General features: G+C 56.0%; 15 protein-coding genes. 6 read left to right on the top strand and 9 right to left on the bottom strand.

Annotated features, from left to right (window positions below; genetic code table 11):
• Window positions 1-47 precede the first annotated feature (47 nt).
• Complete coding sequence (locus ACMGGH_RS15635) at window positions 48-1595, bottom strand: methyl-accepting chemotaxis protein (RefSeq protein WP_232948191.1); 1548 nt, start codon at window positions 1593-1595, stop codon at window positions 48-50.
• A gap of 409 nt (window positions 1596-2004) precedes the next feature.
• Window positions 2005-4038, bottom strand: coding sequence for a peptidyl-dipeptidase Dcp (gene dcp, locus ACMGGH_RS15630; protein WP_232948190.1), 2034 nt, complete (start codon window positions 4036-4038; stop codon window positions 2005-2007).
• Between the two features lie 142 nt (window positions 4039-4180).
• Between dcp and ydfG the strand changes: the two genes are divergently transcribed.
• Both ydfG and ACMGGH_RS15620 read left to right on the top strand, forming a co-directional pair.
• Entirely contained in the window at window positions 4181-4927 is a 747-nt protein-coding gene (gene ydfG / locus ACMGGH_RS15625; RefSeq protein WP_028013011.1) for a bifunctional NADP-dependent 3-hydroxy acid dehydrogenase/3-hydroxypropionate dehydrogenase YdfG, read from the top strand.
• A gap of 91 nt (window positions 4928-5018) precedes the next feature.
• Entirely contained in the window at window positions 5019-5705 is a 687-nt protein-coding gene (locus tag ACMGGH_RS15620) for a GntR family transcriptional regulator (RefSeq protein ID WP_028013010.1), read from the top strand.
• A 33-nt stretch (window positions 5706-5738) separates the two neighbouring features.
• On the opposite strand, the gene ACMGGH_RS15615 is transcribed toward ACMGGH_RS15620, so the two are convergent.
• Window positions 5739-6170 carry a universal stress protein gene (locus tag ACMGGH_RS15615; protein WP_041910207.1) on the bottom strand — a complete coding sequence of 144 codons (432 nt, stop codon included), beginning with the start codon at window positions 6168-6170 and terminating at the stop codon, window positions 5739-5741.
• 288 nt (window positions 6171-6458) lie between these two features.
• On the opposite strand from ACMGGH_RS15615, the gene ydfZ reads away from it, so the two are divergent.
• Window positions 6459-6662 carry a putative selenium delivery protein YdfZ gene (ydfZ, locus tag ACMGGH_RS15610; protein WP_028013008.1) on the top strand — a complete coding sequence of 68 codons (204 nt, stop codon included), beginning with the start codon at window positions 6459-6461 and terminating at the stop codon, window positions 6660-6662.
• 43 nt (window positions 6663-6705) lie between these two features.
• Here the strand turns inward: ydfZ and ACMGGH_RS15605 are convergent, their stop codons facing one another.
• The 5 genes from ACMGGH_RS15605 to ACMGGH_RS15585 form a co-directional block, all read right to left on the bottom strand.
• Window positions 6706-8169: a mannitol dehydrogenase family protein gene (locus ACMGGH_RS15605; protein ID WP_232948189.1), complete on the bottom strand. Its 1464-nt coding sequence runs from the start codon at window positions 8167-8169 to the stop codon at window positions 6706-6708.
• Between the two features lie 221 nt (window positions 8170-8390).
• Window positions 8391-9758, bottom strand: a complete 1368-nt coding sequence (locus ACMGGH_RS15600; protein WP_049137928.1) for an MFS transporter — start codon at window positions 9756-9758, stop codon at window positions 8391-8393.
• Between the two features lie 73 nt (window positions 9759-9831).
• Window positions 9832-10851: a Zn-dependent oxidoreductase gene (locus tag ACMGGH_RS15595; protein ID WP_045631620.1), complete on the bottom strand. Its 1020-nt coding sequence runs from the start codon at window positions 10849-10851 to the stop codon at window positions 9832-9834.
• 14 nt (window positions 10852-10865) lie between these two features.
• Entirely contained in the window at window positions 10866-12080 is a 1215-nt protein-coding gene (gene manD / locus ACMGGH_RS15590; RefSeq protein WP_028013004.1) for a D-mannonate dehydratase ManD, read from the bottom strand.
• Between the two features lie 112 nt (window positions 12081-12192).
• Window positions 12193-12519: a YnfA family protein gene (locus ACMGGH_RS15585; protein ID WP_025757996.1), complete on the bottom strand. Its 327-nt coding sequence runs from the start codon at window positions 12517-12519 to the stop codon at window positions 12193-12195.
• Window positions 12520-12671: 152 nt separating this feature from the next.
• Between ACMGGH_RS15585 and ACMGGH_RS15580 the strand changes: the two genes are divergently transcribed.
• Both ACMGGH_RS15580 and speG read left to right on the top strand, forming a co-directional pair.
• Window positions 12672-13010, top strand: a complete 339-nt coding sequence (locus ACMGGH_RS15580) for a DUF1283 family protein (RefSeq protein WP_008502414.1) — start codon at window positions 12672-12674, stop codon at window positions 13008-13010.
• On the top strand, window positions 13010-13570 hold the full coding sequence (gene speG, locus ACMGGH_RS15575) for a spermidine N1-acetyltransferase (protein WP_232948188.1): 561 nt from the start codon (window positions 13010-13012) through the stop codon (window positions 13568-13570). Before ACMGGH_RS15580 ends, speG begins: the two co-directional genes overlap by 1 nt.
• Before the next feature lie 17 nt (window positions 13571-13587).
• On the opposite strand, the gene ACMGGH_RS15570 is transcribed toward speG, so the two are convergent.
• Complete coding sequence (locus ACMGGH_RS15570; RefSeq protein ID WP_269835759.1) at window positions 13588-14334, bottom strand: YnfC family lipoprotein; 747 nt, start codon at window positions 14332-14334, stop codon at window positions 13588-13590.
• A 69-nt stretch (window positions 14335-14403) separates the two neighbouring features.
• Between ACMGGH_RS15570 and ACMGGH_RS15565 the strand changes: the two genes are divergently transcribed.
• Window positions 14404-14697: a DUF1161 domain-containing protein gene (locus tag ACMGGH_RS15565; protein ID WP_028013000.1), complete on the top strand. Its 294-nt coding sequence runs from the start codon at window positions 14404-14406 to the stop codon at window positions 14695-14697.
• The last annotated feature ends 86 nt before the right edge of the window (window positions 14698-14783 follow it).

Raw genomic sequence — 14783 nt, 5'->3', positions numbered from 1 at the left:
TCGCGTTTAAAACGCCGAGCTTTACCTTTTGATTATGCTTTTGCTGCTCAAATAGCAAAGTTTTCCGTCATCTGCTTCAGTGCCCTGGACTGCTCGGTCAGCGCCTGCGATGCCGCTGCGGACTGCTCAACGAGCGCCGCATTACCCTGCGTCACGCCATCCATCTGGGTGACAGCAGCGCTGATTTGCATGATGCCCTGCATTTGCTCAACCGAGGCCATTGAAAGACTGTCCATAGTTTCTGCCAGCGTAGCCACGTTGCTCGCAGCCCGCAAAATCGTCTCTGCCGTTCTGGATGCCACCGACACACCGTTATCGACATCCTCAACGGCATGCTCAATCAGCGCCCCAATTTCTTTGGACGCCGTTGCGCTGCGCTGAGCGAGATTTCTGACTTCCGTCGCCACCACGGCGAAGCCACGACCATGCTCACCGGCACGTGCAGCCTCGACCGCCGCATTCAGCGCCAGAATATTAGTCTGGAAAGCAATCCCTTCTATAACGCTGGTGATTTCCTTTATCTTCAGGGCGTTAGCCGAGATATTCTGCATCGTTTCGCTCATTTCGCCCACGGCAGACTCACCTTCACGTGCCAGTGCTTCCGTCTTTCTTGCTGACGTTGCCGTATGCTCCGCGACCTCGGTATTGTTCCGAACGGTCATCGTCAGCTGTTCCATGCTGGCGGCAGTCTGCTGCAACGCCGCCGCCTGCTCCTCGGTACGAGACGATAACTCCATATTGCCCTGCTCGATCTCACCGGCAGCCAGATCCACCGACGTCGCGGCCTCTTTGATTTCAGTGACAAGGGTTTTCAACTGGGTCTGCATGTTGTCCAGAGCCGCAAGCAGCGTGCCGGTTTCATCCATCCGGGTAATACGTATGGTTGAGGTGAGATCGCCGGCGGCAATAGTGTTCGCCGTATTCACGGCCTGCTTTAGCGGTCGGAGAATACTGCGCGACAGCAAAATGCCCGTCAGCAGCGCGGTGACAACCGCCGCAATCATTCCCAGGATTATCATCATGCGCGTACGGAAGCGTTCTTCAGCCAGTCGGGTTTGACGTTCAGCCATAATGCGGTACTCGTCGTTCAGCGCTTGCTGAATAACGCCCCGCATGGCGTCCATTTGCTCTTTTCCGGTATTACGCTCCAGGCTACTGATGAACGCATCCATCTCTTCGCCCCCGCGGGATACACTCTCTCTTCGCTGGATTAACGGCTGCGCAAATGACCTTTTCCATTCTTCTTCAAGCCTGGAGAGGGTGGTTAATTTTTGCTGCTGCGACGGGTTATCACGCGTAAGCCCTGCAATTTCGTCAACTTTGCTTTTAAACCTCTCATCCCCCTGCGTGAAGGGTTGAAGAACGTCCTGATTACCGGTGAGCGCAAAACCGCGAATGCCGGTTTCCATGTTGATCAAGTTTTCGGTTACGGAGCGAAGGTTATCGACCACTTTATAGCTATGAACGTTGAGCTTGCTGACGGCCGTCACTCTGTCAAAGCTCAAATAGAGCAGCCCGCAGACGACGGACATTAAAACCACAATTGCGCCAAATGCTATGGTAAGCCGGGTGCCGATGTTGAGATTTTTAAACATGACTCTTCCTTAATAATTAGCATAGGTTCATCTTCTGGAGATGAATTTTAATAACGGCTTATTTTTTGTGGTTAATGGAAATGGGTTTCCACCACGACCACACCCATGCTAATCGGCAGAGAAAATTAATACTTTAGACTGGGATAAAAATATTATAATCATCTTTTTGCGATGATTCTTATATGCAATAAACGGCCATGCTTCAGTCAGCATAAATAATTAAATAAACTTGCGAGCATTATAAAATTGAGATTGGTAAAAGCGCCTAAATTTAAGCACATTTAATATAAATATATTTCAAGCCGTTAACAAATGTAAATTTTAGCTCTTTTTTTGACCATTTTCGGGCTTTCAGACCTTAAAAAAAACCGGGCGCGGGGCCCGGTTATCTTCTTAGCTAAAAGTGACTTTATGCGCTCAACCCGCGATTCTCCAGCATCGGTTCAATCTTCGGATCGTGCCCGCGCCAGCTGCGATACAGTTCAGCCAAGTCCGTACTGTTACCACGGGACAAAATCGCCTCGCGGAATTTCTGCCCGTTTTCACGCGTCAATCCACCCTGTTCGACAAACCACTGATAGCCATCGTCCGCCAGCATTTGCGTCCACAGGTAGGCGTAGTACCCCGCCGCGTAGCCACCGCCGAAGATATGGGCAAAGTAGCTGCTGCGATAGCGCGGCGGTACAGCGGGCAGATCCAGCCCCTCTTTTTTCAACGCCGCGGCTTCAAACTCTTCAACGCTCGACACGGCCTCGCTGATGCCGTGCCAGTTCATGTCCAGCAGCGCCGCACTCAGCAGCTCCGTCATGTAATAGCCCTTGTTGAAATGGGTCGCGTTGAGCATGCTTTCACGCAGCGCGTCCGGCATGGGGTCACCGGTTTCGTAATGACGGGCATAGTGGCTAAACACCTGAGGATGGCTGGCCCAGTGCTCATTAATTTGCGATGGGAATTCAACGAAATCACGCGGCGTATTGGTACCGGACAGCGTGGCGAAGCGCTGGCTGGCAAACAGACCGTGCAGGGTATGGCCAAACTCGTGGAACAGGGTTATCACGTCATCCCAGGAGAGAAGCGCGACGCCGCCGTTACCCGGCTTTTGGTAGTTGCAGACGTTGTAGATCACCGGGCGGGCAGCAAACTCAAAGGACTGCTCGATGAAATTGCCCATCCAGGCCCCGCCCTGCTTGGAATCGCGGGCGAAGAAGTCGCCGTAAAACAGCGCCATGCCCTCACCGGTATGGTCAAAAATTTCCCATACGCGGACGTCAGGGTGATAAACCGGAATGTCGAAACGCTCCACAAAACGAATGCCAAACAGCTGGCTGGCCGCCCAGAATACACCGTCCTGTAAAACGGTATTGAGCGCAAAATAGGGTCGAATCTGCGATTCATCGAGGGCATATTTCGCCTGACGCACGCGCTCGGCATAAAAGGCCCAGTCCCAGGCCTGCACGGTGAAGCCACCCTGCTCGTCGTCGATGACCTTCTGAATATCGGCCTGCTCGCGTTCCGCGCGGGCGCGGGCGGCAGGCACAATGCCGCGCATAAATTCCAGCGCGGCGGCCGGGGTTTTCGCCATCTGGTCGGCGATGCTCCAGCTGGCGTAATCCTCAAAGCCGAGCAGACGGGCCTGGCGCGCCCGCAGCGCCGTAAGGCGCAGGATCAGCGTGCGGGTGTCGTTTTCATCCCCTTTCTGGGTGCGCGTCCAGCCGGCGTTGAACAGGTTTTCGCGCGTCTGCCGATTGCGCAGCGCGGCTAGCGCAGGCTGCTGTGTCGTATTCAGGAGCGGGATCAGCCAGCGGTCGTTAAGCCCTTTTTCCGCGGCGGCCTGCGCCGCGGCGGCAATCTCTTCGGCGCTAAGGCCTTCAAGCTGGTGCGCGTAATCCACCACCAGCCCGCCCGCGTTGTTAGCGGCCAGCAGGCGCTGGTTAAACTGGCTGGTCAGGGACGCGGCCTCGGTATTCAGCGCTTTCAGCTCGGCTTTTTCCGCTTCACTCAGGCGCGCGCCGGCCAGAATAAAGCGCTGGTACGTCTCCTCGACCAGCCGACGGGATTCGGCATCCAGCGCGGCGCGGTCCTGCCAGACGCTCTCGACGCGGGCGAAAAGGGTGTCGTTCAGCCAGATGTCGTTCGCCAGCGCGGCAAGTTTGGTGGAGAGCTGCTCCTCCAGTTCCTGCAGGTACGCATTGGTGTTCGCGGAGGTCATGGCGAAGAAAACGCTGCTGACGCGCGCAAGCATGACGCCGCTTTTCTCCAGCGCCAGCACGGTGTTAGTGAAGTCTGGCGCAGCGGTGTGAGAGACTATCGCCTCTATGTCCGCCCGCTTCTGGCGAAGCGCTTCATCGAAGGCCGGACGATAATGCTCGTCTTTGATGGTATCAAAATGGGGAGCCTGGTAAGGCAGCAGGCTAATGTCAAAAAAGGGGTTGGTGGCCGTCATCTTTCACTCCTCCGAACGGATATCTTCCCAGAGTAGGCCAGGCCGCCATCGCCTGCAACGCCGTCATACAAATGTTGCCTTAACGCACCCTCTGCGGGCGTGCTATGTTAGTACCACACAAAAAGCGTTGAGGAACAGTGAGATGATTATTTTAGTTACCGGGGCAACGGCAGGTTTTGGTGAAAGCATCACGCGTCGCTTCGTCGCCAACGGGCATAAGGTGATTGCAACGGGTCGTCGTCAGGAGCGGCTTCAGGAGCTGAAGGACGATTTAGGTGACAGCATCCTGACCGCGCAGTTGGACGTGCGTAACCGTGCGGCCATTGAAGAGATGATTGCCAGCCTGCCGGCAGAGTGGCGCGCCATCGACGTGCTGGTCAACAACGCCGGTCTGGCGCTGGGCATGGAGCCTGCCCACAAAGCCAGCGTTGAAGACTGGGAAAACATGATCGACACCAACAACAAAGGGCTGGTGTACATGACCCGCGCGGTGCTGCCGGGCATGGTCGAGCGCAACCGCGGCCACATTATCAACATCGGTTCTACCGCCGGGAGCTGGCCTTACGCGGGCGGTAATGTCTACGGCGCGACCAAAGCGTTTGTGCGCCAGTTCAGCCTGAACCTGCGCACCGACCTGCACGGCACCGCCATTCGCGTCACCGATATCGAGCCGGGGCTGGTAGGCGGCACCGAATTCTCCAACGTGCGCTTCAAGGGCGATGACGCGAAAGCGGATAAAACCTACGAAAACGCCAACGCCCTGACGCCGGAAGACGTCACCGAAACGGTCTGGTGGGTCGCAACGCTGCCAAAACACGTCAACATCAATACCGTGGAAATGATGCCGGTCAGCCAGAGTTTTGCCGGACTTAGCGTCCATCGTGGCTAAATAAGCCCTTCCCGGCCCGCGGGCCGGGTCTGTTTCGGGTCATAAAAGAATGGTAGTATGTTCGGGCTAACTCTCTGAGAAATGACAACTCATGGCCGCTGAATCGCAACTCAACCCCACCCAGCCCGTAAACCAGCAAATCTATCGCATTTTGCGACGTGATATTGTCCATTGCCTGATCCCACCGGGAACGCCGCTTTCTGAAAAAGAGGTCTCCGTGCGATTTGACGTGTCCCGTCAGCCGGTGCGTGAAGCGTTTATTAAGCTTGCGGAGAACGGCCTGATTCAGATCCGCCCGCAGCGCGGCAGCTATGTGAACAAAATTTCACTCTCACAGGTGCGCAACGGCTGTTTCGTACGCCAGGCAATTGAATGCGCGGTGGTGCGCCGTGCCGCGACGCTCATTAATGACAACCAGTGTTACCTGCTGGAGCAAAACCTGCATCAGCAGCGCATTGCGATTGACCGTAAACAGCTCAACGATTTCTTCCAGCTTGATGATGAGTTTCACCAGAAGCTGGCGCAAATTGCAGACTGCCAGCTGGCCTGGGATACCATTGAGAACATCAAGGCCACCATTGACCGGGTGCGCTACATGAGCCTCGATCACGTCTCCCCGCCGGAAATGCTGCTCCGCCAGCATCACGATATTTTCAGCGCGCTGGAAAAACGCGACCCGGACGGCGTGGAAAAAGCGATGACCCTGCATCTGCAGGAGATAGGCGAATCCGTGCAGCTTATTCGTCAGGAAAATAGCGAGTGGTTTAGCGAAGAGTGATATTTGCCGCCCTTTTCGCGGGCGGCACCGTAATTAGCGAACGACTAACACCGGAATTGTGGCGTAGCGCAGAATAGATTCCGCATTTGACCCCAACAGATGGGTGGTGATGCCCGGATTTTTTGACCCGATGACAATCACGTCATATTCCCCTTCTTTGCTCAGCTTGATAATTTCATCGCGGACGCTGCCAAAACGAACCAGAGTGTGAATATTCTCCGGGGAGATATCGAACAGTCGTTTTAACTCGTTCATTTTCTTCCCGGATTCTGCGCTCATATACTCTTCAAACTTTTTAATATCGGCGTTGAATCCGCGCAGCAGAGACCGGCTGCTGGCAGGCAGAATATTGACCAGGGTAATCGACGCGCCCTCGGCCTTCGCGAGGTTAGCCGCGTGGCGAACCGCTTTGTCGCTTAAATCCATTTCAAACACGTCAACAGGCATCAAAATCTTCTTATACATAAGCCTGACTCCTTATTCCGATGAAGGGTTATTTCCTGCAACCAGAATGGCATCGGGAATATAAACCAATCCTCAACGCTTCCCCGTAGAAACTATCAATAAGTGAAAATAACGGTCTGCTTTGTAAATTGCCGTCGTGAAGCGTCAACGCCCCATGTAATAAAGAAAAAAGTGTGAGTTTGATCAAAAACAAAAACATGACTGGCAGACAGGCGTATTTATAGTGCCCCGTGAACGGCAAAACCTGAAATAGCGCCGTAACGGAAAGTTTAGAGAGGAGAAAATACCATGATGACATACGACCGTAACCGCAATGCAATCACCACCGGCAGCCGCGTCATGATTAGCGGCACTGGCAAAACCGGCGTGATTAAGGCGATCCACAGCGACGGGCTGGATGCCGCGCAGGTGCGCCGTGGCAAAACGGTGGAAGTGGAAGGATGCGAAGGTAAGTTCGAACCAATTGAACTGATTCGTCTGGGTATGCACTAAATTGTGCGCCAACATGCCGCCGCGAACGGCGGCATGTGTTGAATTACAGGTGCGACACGTACTCCGCCACCGTGGTCTTTGCCCCCTTCTGCAGCAGCGTCTGATACGCGCTCATCACGGCATCTGTGAAGGCTTTTTCTCGCGGCAACTCTTTCCCAAAAATGGTCTCAATGCCGAGCAGCGCGTTAACCCGGTTTTCCCCTTCGGCACTTCCCTTCACCGCCGCCTGAATCACCGCCAGCTGCGGATCGCTCACGTCGATGGCGTTACCCTGCTCGTCCACGCCGCCGACATAGCGCATCCACCCAGCCACGCCCAGCGCCAGCAGTGGGAAAGGCGTCTGGTGCACCAGGTGCCAGCGCGCGGGATCCAGTATCCGCTGCGGAAGCTTCTGGCTGCCGTCCATCGCAATTTGCCAGGTACGGTGGCGCAGGGCCGGGTTACTGTAACGGGCGATCAGCAGGTCAGCGTAGCGTTCTAAATCAACGCCCTTCACTTTCAGGGTCGGCGCCTGCTCGTTGAGCATCAGCGCGTGTGCGGCGACGCGATAGTGTTCGTCTTCCATACACTCATTGATGTGCTGATAACCGGCCAGATAGCCCAGGTAGGCCAGGAAAGAGTGGCTGCCGTTGAGCATGCGCAGCTTCATCTCTTCAAACGGGATCACGTCTGAAACCAGTTCGGCTCCGGCTTTTTCCCATTCCGGACGCCCGGCCACAAAGTTATCCTCGATAACCCACTGGCGGAACGGCTCGCAGGCCACCGCCGCCGGATCGCGTACGCCGGTCAGCTGCGCGATTTTATCCAGCGTATCGGGTGTGACCGCCGGTACGATGCGGTCCACCATGGTTGACGGGAAGGTGACGTTAGCCTCGATCCAGTCCGCCAGCTCGCCGTCTACCGCCCGGGCGTAAGCGCAGGTGACATTGCGCATCACGTGACCGTTCTCCGGCATGTTGTCGCAGGACATCACGCTAAACGCGGGCAGCCCCGCCGCTTTACGGCGCGCCAGCGCTTCCACCACCACGCCCGGCGCAGATTTCGGCTGATGCGGGTTTTGCAGGTCGGCAACGATGAAAGGATGATCGAGCATCAGTTGCCCGGTTGCCGGAGAGTGGCAGTAGCCTTTTTCGGTGATGGTCAGCGAGACAATCGCCACCTGCGGTTCACACATTGCCGCCAGCACGCTTTCCAGCCCGTCGACCTGCGCGTGCAGAGCCTTTTTGACTACGCCAACCACACGGGACGTCCAGGCATCGGCAGACATTTCCGCTACGGTGTAGAGGTTATCCTGCGCCTTCAGGTCGGCAATCTGCTGCTCGCCGCCTATCAGGTTAACCTCACAGTAGCCCCAGTCGCTGCCGTGTTCAGCCGCAAGGATGTCCCCATACACCGCCTGATGCGCGCGGTGAAATGCGCCGAAGCCTAAATGTACAATGCGTGCTTTAAGGCTGTCGCGATCGTACTGAGGCAGCGTCGCGTTGGCCTGTAATAAGGTGTTTTCCATGATTAAGACTCGCTAATTAGAAAGCTGTGGATCGCTGCCGCCCCCAGTCCAGAGCGGCAGCGCCTGCTGACTACACCAACTAGAATGGCAGTTGGGGTAAAAAATTACTGCCATCAACCATACTGATACTGCCGTTTGAGTTTTTGATTTATATTAACTTTTGCTCAGGTGGTGTGACATAAACAAAAAGTTGTGTGATAAGTCACGAAAGATATAAACCGCTAGCGTCGCGTGGAAACCGCGCCGTAACCCACGCGCTCTTTCGGCGCGGCCTCGGCGGCATCTTCAGCCGCGCTGAGGTCGCGGTCGCGGACTTCCGGCATCAGGAACGCCGAAACCAGCCCAATCGCGGAATAGGCCACCAGCATGGCTACAATCGGCCACCAGGAACCCGTCATATTGCAGAAAATCCCCGCCAGTACCGGGCCAAAGCCCACCGCCACCAGACCGCCCGCCTCCTTGGAGATAGCCATACGGGTAAAGCGATTTCGCGAGCCAAACATCTCCGCCATGGTGATATTTTCCAGCGCAAACAGCCCCAGCACGGCGAAATTATGGATAACGATGATCGAGAGCATGATTGTCCCAGGCGCATAGCTCTTATCGACGATAATCGACAGCATCGGGTACGCCAGAATAATGGCGGAGATATTGAGGATAATGTACGGCAGCCTGCGCCCCACTTTGTCGGAAAGCCAGCCCAGCAGCGGGATGGAGATAAACCCGAGAATAGAACTTATCATCAGCGCGTCGGTGGGAATCGCTTTATCGAACAGCAGCGTCTGGACCAGATAGCCCGCGAGGAAGGTCTGGATCAGCCCCGAGTTGCCCGCCTGACCGAAACGCAGGCCGGTCGCCAGCCAGAAGGATTTACTTTTCACCATTGAACCCAGCGAGGTGTCCGGCTGCACGGTTTCTGCATCGTTTACTTTCTCAAAGACCGGGCTCTCCTTGAGGTTCATTCGCAGCCAGATGGCAAAGATCATCACCACGACGCTGGCAAGGAACGGCACGCGCCAGCCCCAGGCGAGCAGCTGTTCACGATCGAGGGCGAAGAACATAATGGCCCAGATCGCCGTGGCGCTCAGCGTCCCGCAGTTAGTCCCCATCGCCACCAGCGAGGAGATGATGCCGCGTTTCCCTTTCGGGGCGTACTCCGCCAGCATGGTCCCGGCCCCGGAGATCTCCGCCCCGGCACCCAGCCCCTGAATGATACGCAGCGTCACCAGCAGTACGGGCGCAAAAATGCCGATCTGCGCGTAGGTCGGCAGCACGCCAATCAGCGTGGTGCAGATCCCCATCATGGTGATGGTGATAAACAGCACCTTTTTACGGCCAATGCTGTCGCCCATTCTGCCGAAGATAAAGGCCCCGACGATACGCGCGATGTAGCCCGCGCCGTAGGTTCCCATCGCCAGAATCAGCGCCATCGCGGCCGACTGTTCCGGGAAGAAGATTTCATGAAATACCAGCGCCGCCCCCAGCGAGTAGAGCTGGAAATCCATAAACTCCAGCGCGGTGCCCAGCCAGCCGGAGACGGCGGCTTTCACCAGATCTGAGGTGGTTCTTTGAGGTTGTGCTTGCGTCATAATGGCTATCTCTAAAAGGTAAGATGCGTACCACTGAGAGCCCGTCTTCGCGGGCTCTTAACCGCGTGTAGGGTTATTGCCCGAACGTCAGTAAAACCTTGCAGCACTGCCGCTGGTCTTTTTCAAACAGTTCGATGGCGTCTGTTACATGGTGATAGTCAAAGGTATGGGTGATCAGTTTTTCCGGATCGATCAGCCCTTTTTCAAGCCAGTCGATGACTACCGGGAATTTGTTGGCATTGAGGCGCGAGGAGAAGATCGCCAGCTCTTTACCGGTAATCCCCTGCTGGACTATCTGGCTCGGCTCGCTGGAGAAGCCCATCAGCACGATGCGCGCCGCCGGGGAAGCCAGGGTGACCGCCTCCTGCAAAATCGACGGATGACAGGCGGCATCAATAATCAGCGTCGGCTTGATGCCTTTTTCGTCCAGCGCGGCCTGCAGCGACTTTTCGCCGTTATTAAAGACCCAGTCCGCGCCGCTGCGCTGGGCCATGGCCAGACGCTCATTGATTCTGTCGACGACGATAACCTGCTTCACGTTGTAGACGCCCTTCAGCGCCTGTACGGTGACCAGTCCCATCGGCCCTGCACCGTAGATCAGCGCAACGTCCTGTTCGGTAGGGCTAGCCTGCCCCGTCACGTTGGCGGCAATGGTGAAAGGTTCAACCATCACGGCGTGTTTATCCGGGATCGCATCCGGGATGCGCCAGGCATTTTTAGCGGGCACGGCGGCATATTCGCTGAATCCGCCGTCGCGGTGGACGCCCAGCACCACCAGCGAGGTGCAGACGTTAGGCTTGCCGACGGAGCACGGGTAGCAGTGCCCGCAGCTGATCACCGGATCCACCGAAACGCGCTCCCCTAACCGGGACGGTTCTACGCCCTCGCCCACGGCGTCGATCGTGCCAAAAAACTCGTGGCCAATCACGCGCGGATATTTTGCAAACGGATTATGCCCGCGGTAGATGTGGCTGTCTGACCCGCAGATCCCGGCCAGCTTGATTTTGACGCGGACTTCCCCTGCGCCTGGCTCCGGGCGCGGACGCTCCTCAATCACCAGCTGGTTCGGCTGTTGAATTACTACGCTTTTCATCGTTCGCTCCTCGGTTACCAGTTCCACAGCGTGCCGTCTTCGAGACGGGCCACCGGCAGATAGGCCGGATCGTACGGGTATTTCGCCGCCAGCTTTTCATCAAACTCAATGCCCAGCCCCGGCTTCTCGCCCGGATGCATATAGCCGTTATCAAAGCGCCAGCTGTGCGGGAAGACTTCCAGCATCTGTTCGGAGTATCCCATATATTCCTGCACGCCGAAGTTCGGCACCCACAGGTCGAAATGCAGCGCGGCCGCGTGGCAGATCGGCGACAGATCGGACGGGCCGTGCGAGCCGGTACGCACCTGATAGAGCGACGCGAAGTCCGCGATGCGGCGCATCCCGGTGATCCCCCCCGCATGGGTGATAGTGGTGCGGATATAGTCGATAAGCTGCTCTTCGATAAGCTGCTTGCAGTCCCAGATGCTGTTGAACACCTCGCCCACCGCAATTGGCGTGACGGTATGCTGGCGGATCAGGCGGAAGCACTCCTGGTTTTCCGCAGGCGTTGGGTCTTCCATCCAGAACATGCGGAACGCTTCGATACTCTTGCCGAAGCGCGCCGCTTCGATGGGCGTCAGGCGGTGGTGCATGTCGTGCAGGAGATGCTCATTGAAGCCAAATTTACTGCGCACCGCGTCAAACAGTTTTGGCGTGAAATCCAGGTATTTCTCGGTGGACCATAGCTGCTCTTCCGGCCAGTCGCCTTTGGTGGCGGGCTCGTAGGCCAACCCCTTCCCTTTAGCCATGCCGTAGGTGGTTTTCATGCCCGGCACGCCGCACTGGACGCGGATCGCCTTAAAGCCCATCTCCTTATGGCGGGCGTAATCTTCCAGCACGTCGTCAATGGTGTGCCCGGTGGTGTGGCAGTAGACCATTACGCCCTCACGGGATGCGCCGCCCAGCAGCTGGTAGAGCGGCATATTGGCCGCTTTGGCTTTGATGTCCCAGAGCGCCATATCCACGGCGGAGATAGCCGACATGGTGACCGGCCCGCGGCGCCAGTAGGCGCCCTTATAGAAGAATTGCCAGATATCTTCGATACGGTGCGCGTCGCGGCCAATCAGCTGCGGGCAGAGGTGATCTTTCAGGTAGGAAGCAACGGAGAGCTCACGCCCGTTCAGCGTGGCGTCACCGAGGCCAACGATCCCTTCATCGGTAGTGATTTTAAGGGTGACAAAGTTCCGCCCCGGGCAGGTAACAAACACGTCAGCCGCGACAATCTTCATAATTCCTTTCCTTACATCGTTCGTTGTGATGCTGGAAATTTACCCATCAACCCTACTACCATACAAGTATAATGATCATAAAATCAGCTAACGATCACAAAACTCGGGGGGCTCAAGCACGGCCCCATCCCGCCACAATAATCAGCATACCGCACAGGGCAATCAGCGCCCCGGCCCAGTCATATGCGCTGAGTTTGACGCCGTCCACCACGCGCAGCCACAGCAGCGCCGTGCAGACATAGACGCCGCCGTAAGCCGCGTAAACGCGCCCACTGGCCGCCGGATGCAGCGTTAACAGCCAGACAAACAGAGCCAGCGCGACGCCCGCCGGGATCAGCAGCAGTGCGCTTCCCCCCTTCTTCAGCCAGAGCCAGGGCAGGAAGCAACCGATGATTTCGCATAGCGCAGTGGCAAAAAAAAGCAGCGTCGTTTTGAGCATATTTCACGTCAGGTGAGGATTTATTTAACCATCATACCTGATGATGCCCTTTACTTTTCCATACTTGCTCCGCGGGTATGCCGTTATTGCTCTTTGGTGTAGAATCTGAACGGGGAAACTTGCTCATCTGCACCCATTTAAAAGGAAACGCTATGACTACATTAAGCAAACGCCTTTGTCTGACAGCCCTGCTGGCGCTGTCATCGTTCGCCTTTGCCGCCTCTGCGACAGCGGAAACCAGCAAGCTCATTATTGAGTCTGGTGACAGCGCGCAAAGCCGCCAGAACGCCGCGATGGACAAAGAACAATGGAATGACACCCGCAGCCTTCGTCAGAAGGTCAACAAACGTGCTGAAAAAGAGTGGGACAAAGAAGATGTCGCCTTTGACGCACGCGATAAGTGTCAGCAAAGTGCGAACGTCAATGCCTACTGGGAGCCGAACACCCTGCGCTGCCTGGATCGCCGCACTGGTCGTACGGTAGCCCCATAATGTCGGCGTCCTGTGACGTAAAACTCCGGCCGCTGGAGCGTGAAGACCTGCGCTTTGTCCACCAGCTCGACAATAACGCCAGCGTGATGCGCTACTGGTTTGAAGAGCCGTACGAGGCCTTTGTCGAGCTGTCGGATCTTTACGACAAGCACATTCACGATCAGAGCGAACGTCGTTTTGTGGTGGAGTGTGAAGGCGACAAAGCCGGGCTGGTGGAGCTGGTTGAGATCAACCACGTTCACCGCCGGGCGGAGTTCCAGATCATTATTTCGCCGGAGCACCAGGGGAAAGGCCTGGCCTCCCGGGCGGCGAAGCTGGCGATGGATTACGGATTCAACGTACTGAATCTCTACAAGCTTTATCTAATCGTGGATAAAGAGAACGAAAAAGCGATCCATATCTACCGCAAGCTGGGCTTTATGGTAGAAGGCGAGCTGATTCATGAGTTCTTTATCAACGGTGAATACCGGAATACCATCCGCATGTGCATTTTCCAGCATCAGCATCTGGCCGGTCACAAGCCGTCAGGCGCCAGCCTGCTGAAACCAACCGCGCAGTAGCCTGCGCGGTTTCATTCTCAGTAATACTCAATCGTGTTTTTGATGGTGTACTTGCGCTCAACGGTGGGTTTGACGCTGTCGTCCGTGATCGTCAGATCGCAGCTCACCGGGTTATTGTGGCGATCGTAGTCGCAGCTCTGCGTCACGTTGCCCAGCGGCTTATCGTTTAACAGGCTCACGGCCGAGTAATCCATTCTTTTGCGCAGATCCTTAGACGGCGTCGACTGTACCGATAAATGCTGATCCCCGGAGACGGTGGTTTTGCCCAGCGGATAGCCATCCGCATCGTAGCGGTACTTCACCTCCATCTCTTTACCATGAGCGGCCACCACGAAGCCGTTGTCGTCGGTATCCCACGTCACCCCGGCTGACGGCAGTTCGGCCAGCTGGCATTTGCCCTGCAGCTTCACCTTACGCTGCTGGGTTTCTGCATCGATGTAGTAGTTTGCATCCAGCACCAGCGCTACGCCCGTGTTAGCCTCCAGGTCGTGCAGCTCCAGCGTATCGAAACATCCTTCCGCCGACACGGTGCCGGTGACCCGTTTGGACACTTCACCCTTCTCGTTGAACAGCGTCTGGGTAAAATCCTTGACCGGGCCGCGAAGAGGGTCGAAATCGAATTCGTTCGAAAAACTCGCCATCTCGGGCGTAAACGACAGCGGCGCGGAGTTGTTATCACACCCTGCGAGAGTAGCTGCCAGGAGCGTTATCGCTGCATATTTCTTCACATTCTTTACCAATACAGAGAGATTATTCCCAATCATATTAGCAAATACAGTTGTTTACACGAAGCCTGCTAAAATTAATCTCTACACAGAGAAAAGGAGCTACAGATGAAACGGTTACCCTGGATTACCGCCCTGCTGTTAATGAGTGCCTCAACGGCCGCGCTGGCGGCACCGGACTCCTGCGAGCGCGTGAAAAGCGACATTCAGCAGAAGATCATCAACAACGGCGTGCCGGAGTCAGGTTTTACGCTGAACATTGTGCCGAACGATCAGGCTGACCAGCCGGACGCTCAGGTGGTGGGCCACTGTGCCAACGACACCTTTAAAATTTTGTACACCCGTACGGGCAGCGGGGCGGCGTCCGGCAATCAGGATAATGCGCCGGCTGAACCTCAGTAAATCACCGTCAATCCCCTTTGATTTGACAAGGATTAATATTTAATACCTCCAAATAAGTAACACTCACCCCATCATTAGCCCGGTTA

It is taken from the genome of Enterobacter sp. BNK-16 (genome assembly GCF_048684955.1).
In the GTDB taxonomy this organism is placed as follows: domain Bacteria; phylum Pseudomonadota; class Gammaproteobacteria; order Enterobacterales; family Enterobacteriaceae; genus Enterobacter; species Enterobacter bugandensis.
This window is presented reverse-complemented; position numbering and strand designations above follow the sequence as displayed.

Bases quoted from the DNA above. Each gene is read 5' to 3' on its own strand.
- ACMGGH_RS15620 (WP_028013010.1), top strand. From the start codon at position 5,019: ATGGCCGCTGAATCGCAACTCAACCCCACCCAGCCCGTAAACCAGCAA.
- ACMGGH_RS15635 (WP_232948191.1), bottom strand. From the start codon at position 1,595: ATGTTTAAAAATCTCAACATCGGCACCCGGCTTACCATAGCATTTGGC.
- ACMGGH_RS15600 (WP_049137928.1), bottom strand. From the start codon at position 9,758: ATGACGCAAGCACAACCTCAAAGAACCACCTCAGATCTGGTGAAAGCC.
- ACMGGH_RS15570 (WP_269835759.1), bottom strand. From the start codon at position 14,334: ATGATTGGGAATAATCTCTCTGTATTGGTAAAGAATGTGAAGAAATAT.
- manD (WP_028013004.1), bottom strand. From the start codon at position 12,080: ATGAAGATTGTCGCGGCTGACGTGTTTGTTACCTGCCCGGGGCGGAAC.
- dcp (WP_232948190.1), bottom strand. From the start codon at position 4,038: ATGACGGCCACCAACCCCTTTTTTGACATTAGCCTGCTGCCTTACCAG.
- ACMGGH_RS15580 (WP_008502414.1), top strand. From the start codon at position 12,672: ATGACTACATTAAGCAAACGCCTTTGTCTGACAGCCCTGCTGGCGCTG.
- ydfZ (WP_028013008.1), top strand. From the start codon at position 6,459: ATGATGACATACGACCGTAACCGCAATGCAATCACCACCGGCAGCCGC.
- ACMGGH_RS15595 (WP_045631620.1), bottom strand. From the start codon at position 10,851: ATGAAAAGCGTAGTAATTCAACAGCCGAACCAGCTGGTGATTGAGGAG.
- ACMGGH_RS15615 (WP_041910207.1), bottom strand. From the start codon at position 6,170: ATGTATAAGAAGATTTTGATGCCTGTTGACGTGTTTGAAATGGATTTA.
- ACMGGH_RS15605 (WP_232948189.1), bottom strand. From the start codon at position 8,169: ATGGAAAACACCTTATTACAGGCCAACGCGACGCTGCCTCAGTACGAT.
- ACMGGH_RS15585 (WP_025757996.1), bottom strand. From the start codon at position 12,519: ATGCTCAAAACGACGCTGCTTTTTTTTGCCACTGCGCTATGCGAAATC.
- ACMGGH_RS15565 (WP_028013000.1), top strand. From the start codon at position 14,404: ATGAAACGGTTACCCTGGATTACCGCCCTGCTGTTAATGAGTGCCTCA.
- ydfG (WP_028013011.1), top strand. From the start codon at position 4,181: ATGATTATTTTAGTTACCGGGGCAACGGCAGGTTTTGGTGAAAGCATC.
- speG (WP_232948188.1), top strand. From the start codon at position 13,010: ATGTCGGCGTCCTGTGACGTAAAACTCCGGCCGCTGGAGCGTGAAGAC.